Genomic DNA, 19,810 nt, shown 5'->3' with positions numbered 1-19,810 from the left:
GTTACGGGGTTCCGCCCAGGCGCTTCAGCGCGGCGCTCAGGTTGGTCAGGTCGTTCTGCTGGGTGTTCTTCATGATCTGGGCGACCGCCAGCACGTCGTCGTCGCCTCCCTCGTCGAGAATGCCGTCGATCATGTGCACCCCGCCGATGTGGTGGCGGATCATCATCTGGAGGAAGAGCACGTCGAACTCGCGGCCGCTCGCCGCGCGCAGCTTCGCCATCTCCTCCGGCGTCGCCATGCCCGGCATCAGGCCGTCCTTGATCAGCCCGCCGCCGTCCTTCATCCACGCCATCGGGGCCTGCTCGCCGGTCGGGTCCAGCTTCCAGGACCGCAGCCAGGTCTGCATGGTGCCGATCTCACCCTGCTGGCCGGTGGCGATGTCCACGCCGACCTGGCGTACCTCAGGGTCCTGGCCCTGGTTGAACGCCAGCAGACCCATCGCCACGGCCTGGTTGTGGTGGGCGGTCATGTCCCGGGCGAACCCGGCCTCCGCCGAGTTCTCACCCGGACGGGTGAGCGTCGGAGTGAGCAGCCCGCCCGCGTACCCGAGGACCAGCCCGACCACGAGGGCGGCGGCCACCGCCAGCAGGCCGTAGCGGCGCACCGCGCCCCGGCCGCCCTGGTCGGCGGCCGGAGCCTCGTCCAGTTCGCTGTCGGTGGTCACCGGAGCGGTCATCGCGGCGTCCTCACTGAGTGGGCTGCTGGGGCATGTTGTTCTGCAGGTTGTCGCGCGGGGTGGTGCCGGTGGCGGTGACGCCCTGGTCGCAGAGCGCGTTCGGGCCCTCGATGGAGGCGTTCACCCGCAGGGTCTTGATGAAGTCGTCGATCCGGCCGTCGTCGGCGTTGTCGACCTTGAGCTGGTAGCCCCAGGCCTGGAGCGAGATCGGCTTGTCCAGCCCCTCGAACGGGCTGAGCATCGTCTTCTCCTTGCCCTGCACCTTGGTGCGGAGCTTCTCCACCTGATCGGCGGGCAGGTCCGGGCGGTAGGTGATCCAGACCGTGCCGTGCTCCAGGCTGTGCACCGCGTGCTCGTTGGCGATCGGGGCGTCGTAGACGTCACCCATGCAGTTCTGCCACGCCTGGTTGTGCGGGCCGCCGACCGGCGGGAGGATGTCGTACTTGATCGCGCCGGGCTGGTGGTTGCCGCCCTTGACCAGGTCCTTGTCCTTGGCGCGGTAGTCGACGATGCCGTCGATCGCCTCGGCCCGCTTCTGCCACGGCTGGCCGCCCTGGTAGACCGCCCAGGCGCCGACGCCGATGATGCCCACGGCCAGTACGCCGACCGCGACGAAGAGGGCGATCGGGCCCCACGAACGGCCCTGGCTCACCTTCACCGGGGCGACCGGCTTGCGGCCCTTGCCTCCGGCGCCCTGCCGTGGCGTGCCCTTGCCGCCCCCGGCCTTGCCCGAGCCGGCCTTCGCGGCGGGCTTGTCGGCAGCCGCGGGCCGGCCGGCGGCCGGCTTCTTGCCGGTGCTGACCACGGTGGGACGGCGTTCCGGGCCGCCCGGGGTGCTGATGCTCATCGTGCCTCGTCAGGTCGGTCGGTCAGGGGAGCGCGGGGCCGGTTCACATGCTGGGTCGCCTCCGCGGTGCCCGAGTCTACCCCCGATAACATGGATCAGTGACTCCCGCAGAACTCGCCGAGGTCGTCCTCGCCGCAGCCCACGCCGTCTTCGACGAGCGGGGACTGGACCGCGCCGCGCTGCCCGCGCAGACCACCGTCGAGCGACCCCGTAATCCCGATCACGGTGACTACGCCTCGACGCTGGCGCTCCAGCTCAGCAAGAAGGTGGGCGTACCCCCGCGGGAGCTGGCGACCGCGCTGGCCGACGAGCTGGCCAAGGCGCCGGGGATCAAGTCGGTGGAGATCGCCGGGCCCGGCTTCCTGAACATCCGCCTGGACGCGGCCGCCGCCGGCCAGCTCGCCAAGGTCATCGTCGAGGCCGGTCCGGCGTACGGGCGCAGCGACACGCTCGCCGGTCAGCGGATCAACCTGGAGTTCGTCTCGGCGAACCCGACCGGCCCGGTGCACATCGGCGGGGTCCGCTGGGCGGCCGTCGGCGACGCGCTCAGCCGCCTGCTCCGCGCCACCGGCGCCGACGTGGGCACCGAGTACTACTTCAACGACGCCGGCTCCCAGATCGACCGGTTCGCCCGCTCGCTGCTGGCCGCCGCCAAGGGCGAGCCCGCGCCGGAGGACGGCTACGGCGGGGCGTACATCGCGGAGATCGCCGCCGAGGTGGTCCGGCTGCGCCCGGATGTGCTCGACCTCACCGAGGACGCCGCCCAGGAGGTGTTCCGGAACGAGGGCGTCCAGCTGATGTTCGCCGAGATCAAGTCCTCGCTGCGCGACTTCGGGGTGGAGTTCGACACCTACTTCAACGAGAAGGACCTGCACGACGGGGGCGCGCTGGACGCGGCGCTGGACCGGCTGCGGGAGCAGGGGCACGTCTTCGAGTCCGAGGGCGCGACCTGGCTGCGCACCACCGAGTTCGGCGACGACAAGGACCGGGTGCTGCGCAAGTCCAACGGCGAGTGGACGTACTTCGCCGCCGACTGCGCCTACTACCTGAACAAGCGGGAGCGCGGCTTCGACCGGGTCGTGATCATGCTGGGCGCCGACCACCACGGCTACATCGGCCGGATGAAGGCGATGTCCGCGTGCTTCGGCGACGACCCGGCGCGCAACCTGGAGATCCTCATCGGCCAGCTGGTCAACCTGGTCCGCGACGGCGCCCCGGTGCGGATGAGCAAGCGGGCCGGCACCGTGGTCACGCTGGAGGACCTGGTCGACGCGATCGGCGTGGACGCCGCCCGGTACGCGCTGGCCCGCTACTCGGCCGACTCGCCCATCGACATCGACGTGGAGCTGTGGACCCGGGCCAAGAACGACAACCCGGTCTACTACGTGCAGTACGTCGCGGCCCGGACCGCCGGCGCGGCCCGCAACGCGGCCGAGATCGGGCTGACCCGTGGTGACGCCGCCGCGTTCCAGCCGGAGCTGCTCGGCCACGACAAGGAGAACGAGCTGCTCAAGGCGCTCGCGGAGTTCCCCGCGGTGGTGGCCACCGCGGCCGAGCTGCGCGAGCCGCACCGGGTGGCCCGCTACCTGGAGGAGAGCGTCGCGCAGGCGTACCACCGGTTCTACGACAACTGCCGGATCGCCCCGCAGGGCGACGAGGAGATCACCGACACCCACCGGGCCCGGCTCTGGCTCAACGACGCCACCCGGGTGGTCATCGCCAACGGCCTGCACCTGCTCGGGGTGTCCGCGCCGGAGCGGATGTAGCGTGCGAGCGCGAGGAGTGAGCTTGCGAGCCCCGCAGTCGCGAAGCGGAGACGAGTAGAGATGCGGGCACACGAGGCAGGGGCACTGCACGGCGAGATCGGAACCCGGGGGCCGGCCTGGCTGCGTACCCCGGTGGACGTCAACGCCCTGGTGCCGCAACTGTGGCCGCGCAACGTGGCGCGCGGCCCCGGCGGCGCGCTCACCGTCGCGGGCCTGGACGTCCGCGACCTGGCCGCGGAGTACGGCACCCCGGCGTACGTGCTCGACGAGGACGACCTGCGCGGGCGCTGCCGCGAGTTCCGGGCGGCCTTCCCGGACGCGGACATCTACTACGCCGGCAAGGCGTTCCTGTGCCGCGCCGTGGTCCGGATGATCGCCGAGGAGGGCCTCTTCCTCGACGTCTGCACCGGCGGTGAGCTGGCCACCGCGCTGTCGGCGGGCATGCCGCCTGCGCGGATCGGCTTCCACGGCAACAACAAGTCGGTGGCCGAGCTGACCCGGGCGGTGGACGCCGGCGTGGGCCGGATCATCGTCGACTCGTTCACCGAGATCGACCGGCTCACCGAGCTGGCCCGCGAGCGCCGCGTGCGCCCGAAGGTGCTGGTCCGGGTCACCGTCGGCGTGGAGGCGCACACCCACGAGTTCATCGCCACCGCGCACGAGGACCAGAAGTTCGGCTTCTCGCTCGCGGGCGGCGCCGCCGCGGCGGCCGCGTTCAAGATCCTCGACGAGGACGTGCTGGAGCTGCGCGGCCTGCACTCGCACATCGGCTCGCAGATCTTCGACGCCAGCGGCTTCGAGGTGTCCGCCCGCCGGGTGCTCGCCCTCCAGTCGCAGATCCGGGACGCCCGGGGCGTGGAGCTGCCCGAGCTGGACCTGGGCGGCGGCTTCGGCATCGCGTACACCACGCAGGACGACCCGGCGACGCCGCACGACCTGGCCAAGCGGCTCCGCAAGATCGTCGACGGGGAGTGCGCGGCGGAGAACCTGGCGGTGCCGCACCTGTCCGTCGAGCCGGGCCGCGCGATCGTCGGCCCGGCCGTGTTCACGCTCTACGAGGTCGGGACCGTCAAGTCCGTGCCGACAGGCACTGGCGGTGACGCAGCCGACGGTCGTGCTTATGTCAGCGTGGACGGGGGGATGAGCGACAACATCCGTACCGCGCTCTACGACGCCTCGTACTCGGCCACGCTGGCGAACCGCACGTCAACCGCACAGCCGATGCTCGCCCGCGTGGTGGGAAAGCATTGTGAGTCCGGGGACATCGTGGTGAAGGATGAATTCCTGCCCGCTGACGTGCAGCCCGGAGATCTTGTCGCGGTGCCCGGCACCGGGGCCTACTGCCGGAGCATGGCGAGCAACTACAACCATGTCCCGCGGCCCCCGGTCGTCGCCGTCCGCGAAGGTCGGGCGCGGCTGATCGTCCGCCGGGAGACCGAAGACGACCTGTTGGCATTGGATGTGGGATGACCTCACCGGTTCGCTTGGCGCTGCTCGGCTGCGGCACTGTCGGCAGCGACGTGGTCCGACTGCTGCACGAGCAGTCGGAAGACCTCGCCGCCCGGATCGGCGCCCCGCTGGAGATCGCCGGGATCGCCGTACGCCGGATCGGCCGTGACCGCGGTGACCTGCCGGTCGACCCGGCGCTGTTCACCACCGACGCGCTCGGGCTGATCAAGCGCGACGACGTGGACGTGGTGGTCGAGGTGGTCGGCGGCATCGAGCCGGCCCGGGGTTGGCTGGTCGAGGCGCTGCGCGCGGGCAAGAGCGTGGTCACCGCCAACAAGGCGCTGCTCGCCGAGGACGGCGCCGCACTGCACGACGCCGCCGCCGAGGGCGGCGCCGACCTCTACTACGAGGCCAGCGTCGCCGGAGCCATCCCGCTGCTGCGCCCGCTGCGCGAGTCGCTGCACGGCGACCGGATCACCCGGGTCACCGGCATCGTGAACGGCACCACGAACTTCATCCTCTCCGCCATGGACGCCACCGGCGCCGGGTTCGCCGAGGCGCTGGAGGAGGCCACCGAGCTGGGGTACGCCGAGGCCGACCCGACGGCCGACGTGGAGGGCTTCGACGCCGCCGCCAAGGCCGCCATCCTCGCCTCGCTGGCGTTCCACACCCGGGTGACCGCCGCCGACGTGCACCGCGAGGGCATCACCGAGGTGACCGCCGCCGACGTGGCCAGCGCCAAGGCCATGGGCTGCACGATCAAACTGCTCTGCATCGCGGCCCGGGGCGTCGACGCGGAGGGCCGGGAGACCGTCAACGTCCGGGTGCACCCGGCGATGATCCCGCTGACGCATCCGCTCGCGAGCGTCGGTGACGCGTTCAACGCGGTCTTCGTCGAGGCAGACGCCGCCGGGCAGCTCATGTTCTACGGCCGGGGCGCCGGTGGCGCGCCCACCGCCAGCGCGGTGCTCGGCGACGTGGTGGCGGTGGCCCGCAACCGCCTCGCCGGGGTGCACGCGGCGAGCGAGTCGGCGTACGCGGACCTGCCGGTGCGGCCGATGGGTGAGGCGCTCACCCGCTACCACATCAGCCTCGACGTGGCCGACCGGCCGGGCGTGCTGGCCGGGGTGGCAGGCGTCTTCGCCCGGCACGAGGTGTCCATCGCCACCGTCCGCCAGGGCCCGGCCGGCGGGGACGCCGAACTGGTCATCGTCACCCACGTCGCGCCCGATGCCGCGCTCGCGGCCACCGTCGGTGAGCTGCGCGGACTCGACATCGTCCGTTCGGTGACGAGTGTGCTGCGGGTGGAGGGTGGCGCGTAACCCACGCGTCCCGCCTGATGGTTAGAGCAGGGTGTGCCGGTGGCCGGCCGGGCAGGCTGGTCCACGCTGGTGACAGGCCCCGGAGCGGGGCGACAGAGGCGAGGAGCACGACATGTGGCGGGGACTGATCGAGGCGTACCGGGATCGGCTGCCGGTCACCGGAGCGACTCCCGTCGTCACGCTGCACGAGGGCAATACGCCGCTGCTGCCGGCGCCGGTGCTCTCCGCCCGGGTCGGCGCGGACGTGTGGCTCAAGGTCGAGGGCGCCAACCCGACCGGCTCGTTCAAGGACCGCGGCATGACGGTCGCGGTCTCCAAGGCCGTCGAGGCCGGTGACAAGGCGATCATCTGCGCCTCCACCGGCAACACCAGCGCCTCCGCCGCCGCGTACGCGGCCCGCGCCGGAATCACCTGCGCGGTGCTGGTGCCGCAGGGCAAGATCGCGCTGGGCAAGCTGGCCCAGGCGCTCGTGCACGGCGCGAAGCTGCTCCAGGTGCAGGGCAACTTCGACGACTGCCTCGGGCTCGCCGGCAAGCTCGCCCAGGACTACCCGGTCGCGCTGGTCAACTCCGTCAACATCGACCGGCTGCACGGCCAGAAGACCGCCGCCTTCGAGATCGTCGAGGCGCTCGGCGACGCGCCCGACATCCACTGCCTGCCGGTCGGCAACGCCGGAAACATCACCGCGTACTGGATGGGCTACTCCGAGGACCTGCGCGACGGCAACGCCACGAAGGCCCCCCGGATGTACGGCTTCCAGGCGGCCGGCGCCGCCCCGATCGTCACCGGGCAGGTGGTGCCGGAGCCGTCGACGATCGCCACCGCGATCCGGATCGGCAACCCGGCGAGCTGGACGAAGGCCATCGACGCCCGGGACGCCTCCGACGGTCTGATCTCGGCGGTCACCGACCGGGAGATCCTGTCGGCGTACCGGCTGCTGGCCCGCGAGGTGGGCGTCTTCGTCGAGCTGGGCAGCGCGGCCAGCGTCGCCGGTCTGCTCCAGCAGGCCGCCGCCGGGCGGGTGCCGGCCGGGTCGCGGGTGGTCTGCACCGTCACCGGGCACGGCCTGAAGGACCCGGAGTGGGCCATCTCCACCGCACCGGCGCCGATGACCATCGCCAACGACGCGCTGGCCGCCGCCCGCTCGCTCGACCTCGTCTGAGGGTTCCCGCCTCATCGGCGGTGGCATCGGCTGGGGCGGATGCCGGGAGTGTCAGGGCGTGCGGCAGACTCAGACACCCCCGCAGACACCTCTCCAGGAGTTGAGTCACGCCGATGTCGCTGCTCGCCAGATTCAGCCTCGCCAACCGGGGGCTGATCGCCCTCGTCGCGTTGGTGACCACGGCCTTCGGCCTGTTCGCCGTGCCGTCGCTGAAGCAGCAGCTCCTGCCGTCGCTGGAGTTCCCCGCCGCGTTCATCGTGGCGACGTACCCGGGCGCCGCGCCGGAGATTGTGGAATCCCAGGTCGCCGAGCCGATCGAGAACAGCCTCAAGGGCATCCCGGGCCTGGACAAGGTCACCTCGACCTCGCGCGAGGGCGCGGCGACGGTCCAGGTGCAGTACGAGTTCGGCACCGACCTGGACGACGTGGTCAACAAGATGGAGACCGCGCTCAACCGGATCGACTCCCAGCTCCCCGAGGGCGTCGACCCGCAGGTGATCGCCGGCAGCACCGACGACCTGCCCGCCGTGGTGGTCGCCGCGACCGGTGACGGCGACGAGCGGGCGCTGGCGGAGAAGCTGCGCAGCGCCGTCGTACCGGAGCTGGAGGCGCTGGACGGCGTCCGCTCGGTGGACGTCACCGGCGCCCGGAACCAGGTCGTGACGATCACGCCGGACCCGGCGAAGCTGGCCGCCGCCAAGGTCTCGCCGACCGCCATCGCCTCGGCGCTCAAGAGCAACGGCGTGGCGGTGCCGGCGGGCGCGCTCGCCGACGGCGACCGGTCGCTGCCGGTGCAGGTGGGCACGCCCATCCGTACGCTCGACGACCTGCGCGGCATCGTGCTGACCACGGCCCCCGCCGCCCCGGTACGCCTCGGCGACGTGGCAGCGGTGGAGCAGCAGCTCGCCCCGGCCACCTCGTTGACCCGCACCAACGGCAAGCCCAGCCTCGGCATCGCGGTGACCGCCGCTCCGGACGGCAACGCGGTGGACATCTCGCACGAGATCCGGGACCGGCTGGACGAGCTGTCGGCCGCCTCCGGCGCCGAGCTGACAGTGGTCTTCGACCAGGCCCCGTTCGTCGAGAAGTCCATCGAGAGCCTCACCACCGAGGGCCTGCTGGGCCTGGTCATGGCGGTCGTGGTGATCCTGGTCTTCCTGCTGTCGGTGCGCTCCACGGTGGTCACCGCGGTGTCCATCCCGCTGTCCGTGCTGGTCGCGCTGATCGTGCTCTGGTCCGGTGACTACTCGCTGAACCTGCTCACCCTCGGCGCGCTGACCATCGCCGTGGGGCGGGTGGTGGACGACTCCATCGTGGTGCTGGAGAACATCAAACGCCATCTGGAGTACGGCGAACCGAAGCGGGACGCGATCCTCACCGCGGTCCGCGAGGTGGCCGGCGCGGTGACCGCGTCCACGCTCACCACCGTCGCCGTGTTCGCGCCGATCGCCCTGGTGGGCGGCTTCGTCGGGCAGCTGTTCGCCCCGTTCGCGATCACCGTGACGGTGGCGCTGCTCGCCTCGCTGCTGGTGTCGCTGACCGTCATCCCGGTGCTGGCGTACTGGTTCCTCCGGCCGCGCGGCGGCGCCGACGACGCCGCCGCCCGGCACGCCGCCGAGGAGAAGGAGCTGCGCAACCCGCTGCAGCGGGCGTACCTGCCGGTGATCGACTTCGCCACCCGCTCGCGGAAGACCCGCTGGGCCACCGTCGGCCTCGGCCTGCTCGTGCTCCTGGGCACGTTCGGCCTGGCGCAGAAGTTGGAGACCAACTTCCTGGACGACTCCGGCCAGGACACGCTCGCGATCCGGCAGGAGATGCCGGCCGGCACCTCGCTCGCCGGGACCGACCGGGCCGCCGCGCGGGTCGAGGAGGTGCTGCGGCGTACCCCGGGCGTGGAGACCTACCAGGTCAGCGCCGGTGGCGGGGACAACCCGTTCGCCGGCGGCGGCAGCGACCGGGCCACCTGGTCGCTCTCGCTCTCCGACGACACCGACGCCGCGACGGTACGGCAGGGCCTGCGCAAGGAGCTCGACGCGCTCGGCCCGGAGGTGGGCGAGCTGACGTTCGGCGGCGGGCAGAACGCCTCCGCCAACCAGGTCGAGGTGGTCGTGCAGGCCGCCGACCAGGAGACGCTGACCCGGGCGGCCGAGGCGGTACGGGGCGCGATGGCCGGCACGCCGGGCGTGGAGGACGTCACCAGCAGCCTGGCCACCCAGGTGCCGCGCGTCGAGGTGACAGTGGACCGGGTGGCCGCGGCTCGCGCGGGCCTCACCGAGGCGGCAGTCGGGCAGCTCGTCGCGCAGACGTACCGGGGAGCGCCGCTCGGGCAGGTGACGCTCGACGGCACGGCGCAGAGCGTGGTGCTGAGCAGCGGCGCCCGGCCGCCCCTGACCGTTGACGAGCTGCGGGCGCTGCGGGTCGGCGCGGTGCCGCTGGACGCGATCGCCGACGTCGAGCAGGTCGACGGCCCGCAGCAGGTGACCCGGATCGACGGGGAGCGCAGCGTCTCGGTCACCGGCACGGCGACCGGCTCGAACCTCGGCGCCACCACGCAGGAGTTGCAGAAGCGGCTGGACGCGCTCGACGTGCCGGGCGCCACGTACGTGATCGGCGGCGTCAGCGCCGACCAGGCCGACGCGTTCGCGGACCTCGGTCTCGCGGTGCTGGCCGCCATCGCGATCGTCTTCCTGATCATGGTGGCCACGTTCCGCAGCCTGACCCAGGCGCTGATCCTGCTGATCTCGGTGCCGTTCGCCGCGACCGGCGCGATCGGGCTGCTGCTGGTCACCGGTACTCCGCTGGGTGTGCCGGCGCTGATCGGCGTGCTCATGCTCGTCGGCATCGTGGTGACGAACGCGATCGTGCTGCTGGACCTGATCAACCAGTACCGGGCCCGGGGCATGGACGTGACCGAGGCCGTGGTCGAGGGCGGCCGCCGCCGGCTGCGGCCGATCCTGATGACCGCCGTCGCCACCATCTTCGCGTTGCTGCCGATGGCGCTCGGCCTGACCGGTGAGGGCGGCTTCATCTCCAAGCCGCTCGCGATCGTGGTGATCGGCGGCCTGCTCAGTTCGACGCTGCTGACGCTGGTGCTGGTGCCGACGCTCTACACGATGGTCGAGCACACCAAGGGCTCGTTCCGGAACCGGCGGCGGGGCGGCGCTCCCGAGCCGGTCGAACCGCAGCCGGACCCGGTGCCGGTGGGGGTCGGCGGCGGGGAGCGCGCCGAGGAGCGGGCCGTGGTGGCGCCGCCGCCGGCCCGCCCGTCGGGCGCGCTGGTCGACGGCACCGACCAGTTCGAGGTGCTCCGCCTGCCCAAGAGCCGCCAGTCGCCGCTGCCGCCCACCGAGTGACGGACCGGGAGGGGCTCCGCGCGGGCCCCTCCCGGCACCTCGGCGCGCGGGACACACCGGAACCGCGTCGAACGGTACGCTCGGTGAGCTGCTGCCTACTTTCGGTTCGGGGGTGCGATGGCGGGGGGTGCGGGCCGGTGGGATCGGCGTGCCGTGCTGCGCCGCTCCGCGCTGCTGCTCGGCGGGGCCGCGGTCGGCTCGTTCGCGACCGCCGAGAGCACCTGGGTGGCCGACCGCCGGCTCCCGATCGCGGGTGGGCCGGCGAGTGCCACGCTCGGCAACCGCCACCAGGACGTCGGCACCGGCGGGCTGCAGGTCGTCTGGGGCGTACGCACCGAGGAACCCCTGGTGGCGCTCACCTTCGACGATGGCCCCCGCCCACAGTGGACCCCGATGGTGCTCGACACGCTCGACGAGCACCGGGTGCCGGCCACCTTCTTCCTGGTCGGTGAGCGGGCCCGCGAGCACGCCGCGCTGGTCCGCGGCCGGATGGACGCCCACGAGGTCGGCAACCACAGCTGGGCGCACCGCGACCTGGCCCGGATGGACGCCGCCACGGTCTACGACGACCTGCGCCGCAGCCACGACGCGATCACGGCGGCCACCGGTTCGGCGCCCCGGCTGCTCCGCCCGCCCTGGGGGCACCTGGGCGGGTCGGTGCTGTACGCGTCGGCCCGGCTGGGCTACCGCCTGGTGCTCTGGACGCTCCAGATGGTCGAGGGCGAGTTCCCGCACGACCCGGCCGGCCACGCCCGGCGGATCGTCGCCGACGTGCGCCCCGGCACGATCCTGCTCGGCCACGACGTCGGCAACGACGGCCGGCTCGTCGCGCTCCGCGGCCTGCCCGACATGATCAACGGTCTGCGGGCCCGGGGATACACCTTCGTCACGGTCTCCGACCTGCTGCGCCGCGCTGCCACGTCAGGGGCGGCCCGGTAGGGTGCCCGCGTGTCACCCACCCTGTCGGTCCTCGTCCGCAACCGCGACTTCCGCCATCTGTTCCTCGCCGAGCTGGTGGTCTTCGGCGCGGACTGGTTCGTCATGGTGCCGCTGCTGGTGCTGTTGCCCGACCTGACCGGCAGCGGCGTCTGGGGCGCGCTGGTGCTGGCGGTGGACACCGGCACCACCGCGTTGCTGCTCCCGTACGCCGGGACCGTCGCCGACCGGTTCGACCGCCGCAAGGTGATGATGGTGGCGAACGTGGGCGCGCTGGCCGGCGTGCTGCTGCTGCTCGGCGTGCGCAGCGCCGGTACGGCCTGGCTGGCGCTGGCGGCGATCGCGCTGGTGGCGGTGGCGAAGGCGTTCTACTCGCCCGCCGCCCAGGCCGCGCTGCCGAACGTGGTCGACCCGGAGGACCTGGCTGCCGGCAACGCGGTCGCCGGCTCGGCATGGGGCACGATGACCGTGGTCGGCGCCTCGCTCGGCGGCATCCTGAGCGCCGTCGCCGGCCCGTACGCCAGCTTCTGGGTGGCCGCCGTCGGCCTGGTCGCCGCCGCGGGCCTGGCCGCGCTGATCCGCCGGCCGTTGCAGGCGCCACGCGACCCGGCGGCGCCGGTGCCGCGCACCTGGGCGGCGATCCGGGAGGCCCTGCGTTACATCGCCCACCGCCCGCGCGTGCTGGCGCTGGTCACTGTCAAGTCGGCGGTCGGCCTGGGCAACGGCGTGCTCACCGTCTTCCCGCTGCTCGCGGGCGTGTACGGCGTCGGCGCGGTCGGTGCCGGGCTGCTCTTCGCCGCCCGCGGCGCCGGGGCACTGGTCGGCCCGATCATGATGCGCCGGGTGCTGAGCAACCGGGCCTGGCTGCTCACCGGCCTGGCGCTGTCCATGTCGATGTACGGCCTGGCCTACCTGGGCGCCTCGGTGGTGACCTGGTTCCCGCTGGTGCTGGTCCTGGTCTTCCTGGCGCACCTGGGCGGCGGCAGCAACTGGGTGCTGTCCAACTATGCGTTGCAGGGCGAGGTGCCGGACCGGCTCCGTGGCCGGGTCTTCGCCACCGACATGATGCTGGCGACGCTCGCCATCGCGGTGAGCCAGCTGGTGGTGGCGCTCGTGGTGGACCGGGTGGACGAGCGCACCGTGCTGGCCGGCTGTGGCCTGGTCACCGTCGTGTACGCGATCGGCTGGCGGTTCGCCACCCGGCGGCTCTCGCTCACCGACCCGGTCGACACGCCGGCCACCGAGCGCGCCGGCTGACACGCCGGTCCCACGCTCCGGGCGGTCCGGCCGGACTGTCGGGGTGACGTCCTAGCATGAGCCGGTGCCGACCACATTCACCCCCGGCCCGGTGCGGGTCCAGGTGCCCGCGACCAGCGCCAACCTGGGCCCCGGCTTCGACGCGCTCGGGCTGGCCCTCGGCCGCCACGACGACGTCACGGCCGAGGTGACAGGTGGCGGCGTACGGGTGTCGGTCACCGGCGAGGGCGCAGGTGAGCTGCCGTCGGACGAGCGGCACCTGATCGTCACGGCCATGCGGGCCACCTTCGACGCGCTCGGCGCGCAGCCGGCCGGCCTGGCGCTGGAGTGCGTCAACCGCATCCCGCAGGCCCGAGGGCTCGGTTCGTCGTCGGCGGCGATCGTGGCCGGGGTGCTGGCGGCCCGCGCGCTGGTGGCCGACGGCGAGCAGCGGATGGACGACGACGCCGCGCTGCGGCTGGCGGCGGAGCTGGAGGGGCATCCGGACAACGTCGCGCCCTGTCTGCTCGGCGGCTTCACGATCGCCTGGACGGAACCGGGCGGCGCGCGGGCTGTCTCGCTGCCGGTGGCGCCGGCCGTGCGCCCGACCGTCTTCGTGCCGGCCGAGCGCGGCCTGACCTCGGTGGCCCGGGCGGCGCTGCCGGCCACCGTGCCGCACGCCGACGCCGCGTCGAACGCGGGCCGGGCGGCCCTGCTGGTGCACGCGCTGACGGCCGATCCCGCGCTGCTGCTGCCCGCCACCGTCGACCGGCTGCACCAGGACCAGCGGGCGCCGGGGATGCCGGCCACGGCGGCGCTCGTCGCCGCGTTGCGTGCGGCGGATGTGGCGGCTGTGGTCAGTGGGGCGGGCCCGACCGTGCTGGCGCTCTCCGAGGTCCCGGCGGGATTCCAGGCGGGAACAGATTGGCGCCGGTGGGAGTTGCCGATAGATGTCAGCGGTGCCCGGGTCATCCGGGGTAGACTTTGACACGCCGAGCGGGGCCCTGTTGCCGCAGGTCGGACGAGGCGATTACGCTCTAGACCTAGCACAGCCGCGAAGCATGCGATCTTCCTGCGGTTCGGCGCACCCCCGAAGCTCTCGGCGGTAGCCCGTCACCCCTGCTCAAGGCCCACGCCGCGCCGCAGTTTCCAAAGGTCGCCGCAGACGGCGAGACCTGCTCACCGATGGTGGTGAGTCGGGAAACCACCGGCTGCTGTGTCACAGACTCCCGCGACGCGTCATGCGAGGCGGGTGCACCGAGGCCGCCCGGCCACCTGGTTCCACGACTCCGGGCAGCCCGGCCTATCGAGGGAAGGAATCCATTGAGCGACACCACCGACGTGACGTCGGATGTTTCCAACGTCGCTGGCGATGCCACCACCGCCGCCCCCACGCGCCGCCGGCGGAGCGGCACCGGTCTGTCGGCGATGCTGCTGCCGGAGCTCCAGAGCCTGGCCGCGTCGCTCGGCATCTCTGGTACCGCTCGCATGCGCAAGGGCGAGCTGATCACTGCCATCACCGAGCGGCAGCAGGGCGGCGCCGCGGCCGGAACCCCTCGACCGCGAGCCGAGGTGGCGGCTGCGGCCGCTCCCGCCCGTGAGGAGGTGCACGCGGAGGTCCGTGAGGAGCGGGCCGAGGCACGCCCCGCCGAGCAGGCGCCGGCCGCCGAGGTGACCGAGGGTCGTACCCGTGGTCGCCGCAGCCGGGCAGCCGCCGCGACCACCGAGGCCCGACCGGTCGAGACGCCGGCGGCCGAGACCCGGCCGGCCGAGACGACGCGCGCCGAGGAGGCGCCCGCCGAGACCGGCGAGCGGTCCGAGCGTGGCGGTGACCGGGCCGAGCGCGGTGAGCGCAACGAGGGCCGGGGCCGTGAGCGTGGCGGTGACCGGGCCGAGCGTGGCGGTGACCGGGCCGACCGTGGCGGCGACCGGGCCGACCGTGGCGAGCGTGGCGGCGAGCGGGCCGACCGTGGCGGCGAGCGGGCCGAGCGCGGCGAGCGCAACGACCGTGGTGACCGCAACGACCGTGGTGACCGAGCCGAGCGGGGCGACCGCAACGAGCGGGCCGACCGGGGCGAGCGCGCCGAGCGCAACGAGCGCGGCGACCGCAACGACCGTGGTGACCGCAACGACCGTGGTCAGCGCGCCGAGCGGGACAACGACGACGACGACGAGGGCGGCGGCCGGCGCGGCCGGCGCAGCCGGTTCCGGGACCGCCGTCGCGGCCGTGGCGAGCGGGGCGAGGGCGACAGCGGTGGCGGTGGCGGCCGTGAGCCGCAGGTCGGCGAGGACGACGTGCTCGTCCCGGTCGCCGGCATCATCGACGTGCTCGACAACTACGCCTTCGTCCGGACCACCGGCTACCTGGCCGGCCCGAACGACGTGTACGTCTCGATGTCCCAGATCAAGAAGTACGGCCTGCGCCGCGGTGACGCGATCACCGGCGCCGTGCGGGCCGCGCGGGACGGCGAGCAGCGGCGCGACAAGTACAACCCGCTGGTCCGGCTGGACACCATCAACGGGATGGAGCCGGACGAGGCGAAGCGCCGGCCGGAGTTCTACAAGCTGACGCCGCTCTACCCGCAGGAGCGCCTGCGGCTGGAGACCGAGCCGCACATCCTCACCACCCGGGTGATCGACCTGGTCATGCCGATCGGCAAGGGCCAGCGGGCACTCATCGTGTCGCCGCCGAAGGCCGGTAAGACGATGGTGCTGCAGGCGATCGCGAACGCGATCACCCGCAACAACCCGGAGTGCCACCTGATGGTGGTGCTGGTGGACGAGCGGCCGGAAGAGGTCACCGACATGCAGCGGTCGGTGAAGGGCGAGGTCATCGCGGCCACGTTCGACCGTCCGCCGCAGGACCACACCACCGTCGCCGAGCTGGCGATCGAGCGGGCGAAGCGCCTGGTCGAGCTGGGGCACGACGTGGTCGTGCTGCTCGACTCGGTGACGCGGCTCGGGCGGTCGTACAACCTGGCGGCGCCGGCCAGCGGCCGGATCATGTCGGGTGGTATCGACTCCACGGCGCTCTACCCGCCCAAGCGCTTCCTCGGCGCGGCGCGCAACATCGAGAACGGCGGCTCGCTGACCATTCTCGCCACCGCGCTGGTGGAGACCGGGTCCATGGCGGACACGGTCATCTTCGAGGAGTTCAAGGGCACGGGTAACGCCGAGCTGAAGCTGGACCGGAAGATCGCCGACAAGCGGGTCTTCCCGGCGATCGACATCAACCCCTCCGGCACCCGCAAGGAGGAGGTCCTGCTCGCGCCGGAGGAGCTGGCGATCATCCACAAGCTCCGCAAGGTGCTGCACTCGCTGGACTCGCAGGCGGCGCTCGACCTCCTGCTGGACCGGCTCAAGCAGTCCCGCACCAACATCGAGTTCCTGATGCAGATCGCGAAGTCCACTCCGGGCGAGTGAGCTGACGGATCCGACGAACGAGGGGCACGGCCACATCGGCCGTGCCCCTCGTTCGCGTACCGGGCGGCCGACCGTGAAGTTTTTCTACGGTTAAGCCGCGAGGTATTGAAACTTCTGTTCACCGTCGGGTTGACTGTCGTCCATGCGAACCCGCAGTCGACCCGCCCATCTCGCCGGCGTCCTGCTGCTGACGCCGTTGCTGACACTCACCGCGCCGGTGCCGTCCGCCGCCACGGCCGCGCCGTCGGCTGTCGCGCCGTCGGCCGCCACCGCCACCTCCGCCGAGGACGCGCCACGCGCCTCGTCCCGTCCCGACTCCGCCGTCGCGCTCGCCGGTCTGGAACCGGCCGGCGGCCTGGAGACCGCCAAGACCACCCGGCCGGTCGCGCCCGGCCTCGACCTGACCTCCTTCGACAGGTACGACGCGGCCGGCTGGCTGCGCGCCGACGCCCTCACCGCCGACCTGGCCGGCGGGCTGACAGTGGACTACGTGAACTCCGGCGAGGTCACGAAGGACGAGCCGCTGCGCGCCGCGGTGGACCGGTCCCGTGCCGTCGCGGCGGTGAACGGCGACTTCTTCGACATCAACAACTCCGGAGCCGCCCAGGGCGTCGGCGTCCGCTCCGGCGAGCTGGTGCAGTCGCCCGTGGCCGGGCACCCCAACGCGGTCGGGATCAGCGCCCAGGGCATCGGCCGGGTCGTCGAGGTCGGCTTCGAGGGCACCGCGACGCTGCCCGCCGGGCCGGTGCCGCTCACCCAGTTCAACAACATCGTGCAGCGCGACGGCGTGGGCGTGTTCACGCCGCTCTGGGGGTCGTACACCCGCAAGCGGGCCGTGGAGGGCGCGGCCCGGACGGTCGAGGTGACGGTGACCGGCGGCCGGGTGGCGAGCGTCGCCACCACGGCGGGCGAGGGGCCGATCCCGGCCGGCAGCACCGTGCTGCTCGGCCGCGAGGCCGGCGTCGACGCGCTCGCCGCGCTGCGTCCCGGTGACGCGGTGGACCTGACCTGGCGGCCGCGGGCCTCCGACGGCGGCGACCTGCGCGCCGCCGTCGGCGGCGGCAACGTGCTGGTCCGCGACGGCGTGGTGCAGAGCATCGCCGACGAGTCGCTGGCGCCGCGTACGGCTGTCGGCTTCTCCGCCGACGGCCGGAAGATGATCATGCTGACGGTGGACGGGCGGCAGGTGGACAGCCGGGGCGTCACCCAGACCGAGATGGGCCGCATGATGGCCGAGCTGGGCGCCGCGAACGCGCTCAACCTCGACGGCGGCGGCTCCTCCACGCTGCTGGCCCGGGAGCCCGGCGCGGCCACGGTTCAGGTGGAGAACAGCCCGTCCGACGGCAGCGAGCGGCCGGTGCCGAACGGGCTCGCCGTCTACGCCCCGAAGGGCAGCGGCCGGCTCACCGGCTACTGGCTGGAGACCGCCAGCGACCCGACCGCCGCACCCGGCGTCGCGCCGGTGCGCGGCGGCCGGCCGGACCGGGTCTTCCCCGGCCTCACCCGCCGGCTCACCGCCGCCGGATACGACGAGACGTACGGCCCGGCGGCAGGCGAGCCGCGCTGGCACGCCACCCACGGCCGGGTGGACGGCGACGGCGTGTTCCGGGCCGCCGTCCCCGGCCGCAGCACTGTCACGGCCGCACGCGGCCGGGCCCGGGGGACGATCGAGCTGACAGTGCTCGGCCCGCTGGCGCGCATCGACGGGACCGTCGACCGGGTCGGCCTGGACCGGGCCGGCGACAGCGGCCTGTTCGGCGTGGTCGGCTACGACGCCGAGGGCAACACCGCGCCGATCGAGCCCGCCGACCTGAAGCTGGAGTACGACAGCGAGCTGCTCTCCGTCACCCCCACCGCCGACGGCAACCTCTCCGTCAAGGCGCTCGCCGCGACCGGCTCGGCGCTGGTCACCGCGCGGGTCGGCAACCGCAGCACGGTCCTGCCGGTGACCGTCGGGCTGACCGACGTGCCGGTGGCCGGGTTCGATGACGCCGCGTCCTGGAAGTTCAGCCAGGCCCGCGCCTCCGGGGCGGTCGCCCCGGCCGAGGGGCACACCGGCGGCGGGCTGCGGATGTCGTACGACTTCAGCCAGTCCACCGGCACCCGGGCCGCGTACGCCGACCCGCCCGCCTGGATCGACGTCCCCGGCCAGCCGCAGGCGTTCGGTATGTGGATCAAGGCCAACGGCACCGGCGAGTGGCCCAGCCTGCACCTGCACGACGCGCAGGACACCCAGTTCGTGCTGCGCGGCCCGTACCTGGACTGGACCGGCTGGAAGTACGTCGAGTTCGCCGTACCGCCGGGCGTGCAGTACCCGGTGCGGGTGCGCCGGTTCTACGTGGCCGAGACCGACCCGGCCAAGCAGTACCACAGCGAGGTGGTGATCGACGACCTGGTGGCGCGGGTGCCGCCGGACGTGCAGGCGCCGCCGGAGCCGAACCGCACCGACCGGGTGGTGGTGCGCGACGGCACCGTGGATGGGGCGCCCTGGCGCTTCGCGGTGCTCTCCGACGCCCAGTTCGTCGCCGCGAACCCGGACAGCGACCTGGTCGCCCAGGCCCGCCGTACGCTGCGCGAGGTCCGCGCCGCCCGGCCGGACTTCCTGATCATCAACGGCGACTTCGTGGACACCGCCTACCCGGCGGACTTCGCACTGGCCAAGCGCATCCTCGACGAGGAACTGGGCGGCGAGGTGCCCTACCACTACGTGCCGGGCAACCACGAGATCATGGGCGCGCCGATCGACAACTTCCGCAGCGTCTTCGGGGACACCTCGCGCGTCTTCGACCACCGGGGCACGCGGTTCCTCACGCTGAGCACGGCCACCGGGTCGCTGCGCGGAGGCGGGTTCGACCAGGTGGAACTGCTGCGCCGTACGCTCGACCAGGCCGCCGCCGACCGCTCGGTGGGCTCGGTGGCGGTGTTCTTCCACCACCCGCCGCGCGACCCGAGCCCGGCCAAGGCCAGTCAGCTCGGCGACCGCAAGGAGGCGGCACTGGTCGAGCAGTGGCTGGCCGACTTCCAGCACCGCACCGGCAAGGGCGCGCTGATGGTCAACGGCCACGTCGGCACGTTCCACGCCGACCGGGTGGACGGCGTGCCGTACGTGATCAACGGCAACTCGGGCAAGGACCCGTCCACCCCGGCGGCGCTCGGCGGGTTCACCGGCTGGACCGAGTTCGGCGTGGACCCGGTGACGCCGGGGGAGGCCGAGCGGGCCCGCCGTGACCCGCTCGCCGAGGGACCGCAATGGGTTGCGGCGGAGATGCACGCCCACGTCGACCGGCTCGCGGTGACCGCGCCGGCCGAGGTGCGCCGGGGAGCGCCGGTGGACGTCACCGCCACGCTCACCCAGCCCAGCGGCCGGCAGGTGCCGGTGGCAGCGCCGGTCAGCGCCGACTGGTCCGGCTCGCCGAACCTGCACATCGGCGGCGCGGCGGGCGTACGCCCCTGGCACGCCGCCCGCTTCGACCCGGCCACCGGCACGCTCACCGCCCTGCGCCCCGGCGCTCAGGTGCAGCTGACGGTGACGGTGAACGGAGTGAAGGCCGAGACCCAGGTGACCACCGTCGCCACGGTCCGGACCCCCGCGGCCTGACCCCCCAGGGGCCGGGGCCTGCCCCTTATCCACATCTCCGAG

Annotated in this window: 12 protein-coding genes; 10 read left to right on the top strand and 2 right to left on the bottom strand. The window is 73.2% G+C overall.

The features are described from left to right. Window position 1: 1 nt before the first annotated feature. On the bottom strand, window positions 2-676 hold the full coding sequence (locus tag F8279_RS23480; protein ID WP_091422529.1) for a DUF305 domain-containing protein: 675 nt from the start codon (window positions 674-676) through the stop codon (window positions 2-4). A gap of 10 nt (window positions 677-686) precedes the next feature. Then, entirely contained in the window at window positions 687-1,523 is an 837-nt protein-coding gene (locus F8279_RS23475; protein ID WP_091422533.1) for a DUF3105 domain-containing protein, read from the bottom strand. Window positions 1,524-1,621: 98 nt separating this feature from the next. Between F8279_RS23475 and argS the strand changes: the two genes are divergently transcribed. From argS to F8279_RS23425, 10 genes are all read left to right on the top strand, one after another. Beyond that, window positions 1,622-3,289 (top strand): arginine--tRNA ligase, encoded by a 1,668-nt coding sequence (argS, locus tag F8279_RS23470; protein ID WP_120573336.1) that lies wholly within the window; start codon window positions 1,622-1,624, stop codon window positions 3,287-3,289. Between the two features lie 60 nt (window positions 3,290-3,349). Then, entirely contained in the window at window positions 3,350-4,759 is a 1,410-nt protein-coding gene (gene lysA, locus F8279_RS23465; RefSeq protein WP_091422540.1) for a diaminopimelate decarboxylase, read from the top strand. After that, on the top strand, window positions 4,756-6,060 hold the full coding sequence (locus F8279_RS23460) for a homoserine dehydrogenase (RefSeq protein ID WP_013288280.1): 1,305 nt from the start codon (window positions 4,756-4,758) through the stop codon (window positions 6,058-6,060). Before lysA ends, F8279_RS23460 begins: the two co-directional genes overlap by 4 nt. A 112-nt stretch (window positions 6,061-6,172) precedes the next feature. Beyond that, window positions 6,173-7,222 carry a threonine synthase gene (gene thrC, locus F8279_RS23455; RefSeq protein ID WP_091422543.1) on the top strand — a complete coding sequence of 350 codons (1,050 nt, stop codon included), beginning with the start codon at window positions 6,173-6,175 and terminating at the stop codon, window positions 7,220-7,222. A 113-nt stretch (window positions 7,223-7,335) separates the two neighbouring features. Then, window positions 7,336-10,575, top strand: a complete 3,240-nt coding sequence (locus tag F8279_RS23450) for an efflux RND transporter permease subunit (RefSeq protein WP_151501082.1) — start codon at window positions 7,336-7,338, stop codon at window positions 10,573-10,575. Window positions 10,576-10,692: 117 nt separating this feature from the next. Next, entirely contained in the window at window positions 10,693-11,514 is an 822-nt protein-coding gene (locus F8279_RS23445) for a polysaccharide deacetylase family protein (protein ID WP_091422548.1), read from the top strand. 9 nt (window positions 11,515-11,523) lie between these two features. Continuing rightward, entirely contained in the window at window positions 11,524-12,768 is a 1,245-nt protein-coding gene (locus F8279_RS23440; protein WP_151501081.1) for an MFS transporter, read from the top strand. Window positions 12,769-12,832: 64 nt separating this feature from the next. Beyond that, entirely contained in the window at window positions 12,833-13,735 is a 903-nt protein-coding gene (thrB, locus tag F8279_RS23435; RefSeq protein WP_151501080.1) for a homoserine kinase, read from the top strand. 335 nt (window positions 13,736-14,070) lie between these two features. Next, window positions 14,071-16,170 carry a transcription termination factor Rho gene (gene rho, locus F8279_RS23430; protein WP_151501079.1) on the top strand — a complete coding sequence of 700 codons (2,100 nt, stop codon included), beginning with the start codon at window positions 14,071-14,073 and terminating at the stop codon, window positions 16,168-16,170. Window positions 16,171-16,312: 142 nt separating this feature from the next. Continuing rightward, on the top strand, window positions 16,313-19,768 hold the full coding sequence (locus F8279_RS23425) for a phosphodiester glycosidase family protein (RefSeq protein ID WP_151501078.1): 3,456 nt from the start codon (window positions 16,313-16,315) through the stop codon (window positions 19,766-19,768). Window positions 19,769-19,810: the final 42 nt, after the last annotated feature.

The sequence above is a fragment of the Micromonospora sp. AMSO1212t genome (assembly GCF_008868145.1).
GTDB lineage: Bacteria > Actinomycetota > Actinomycetes > Mycobacteriales > Micromonosporaceae > Micromonospora > Micromonospora tulbaghiae.
Note: the sequence above shows the minus strand (reverse complement) of the source record. Positions and strands in the feature narration are given on the sequence as shown.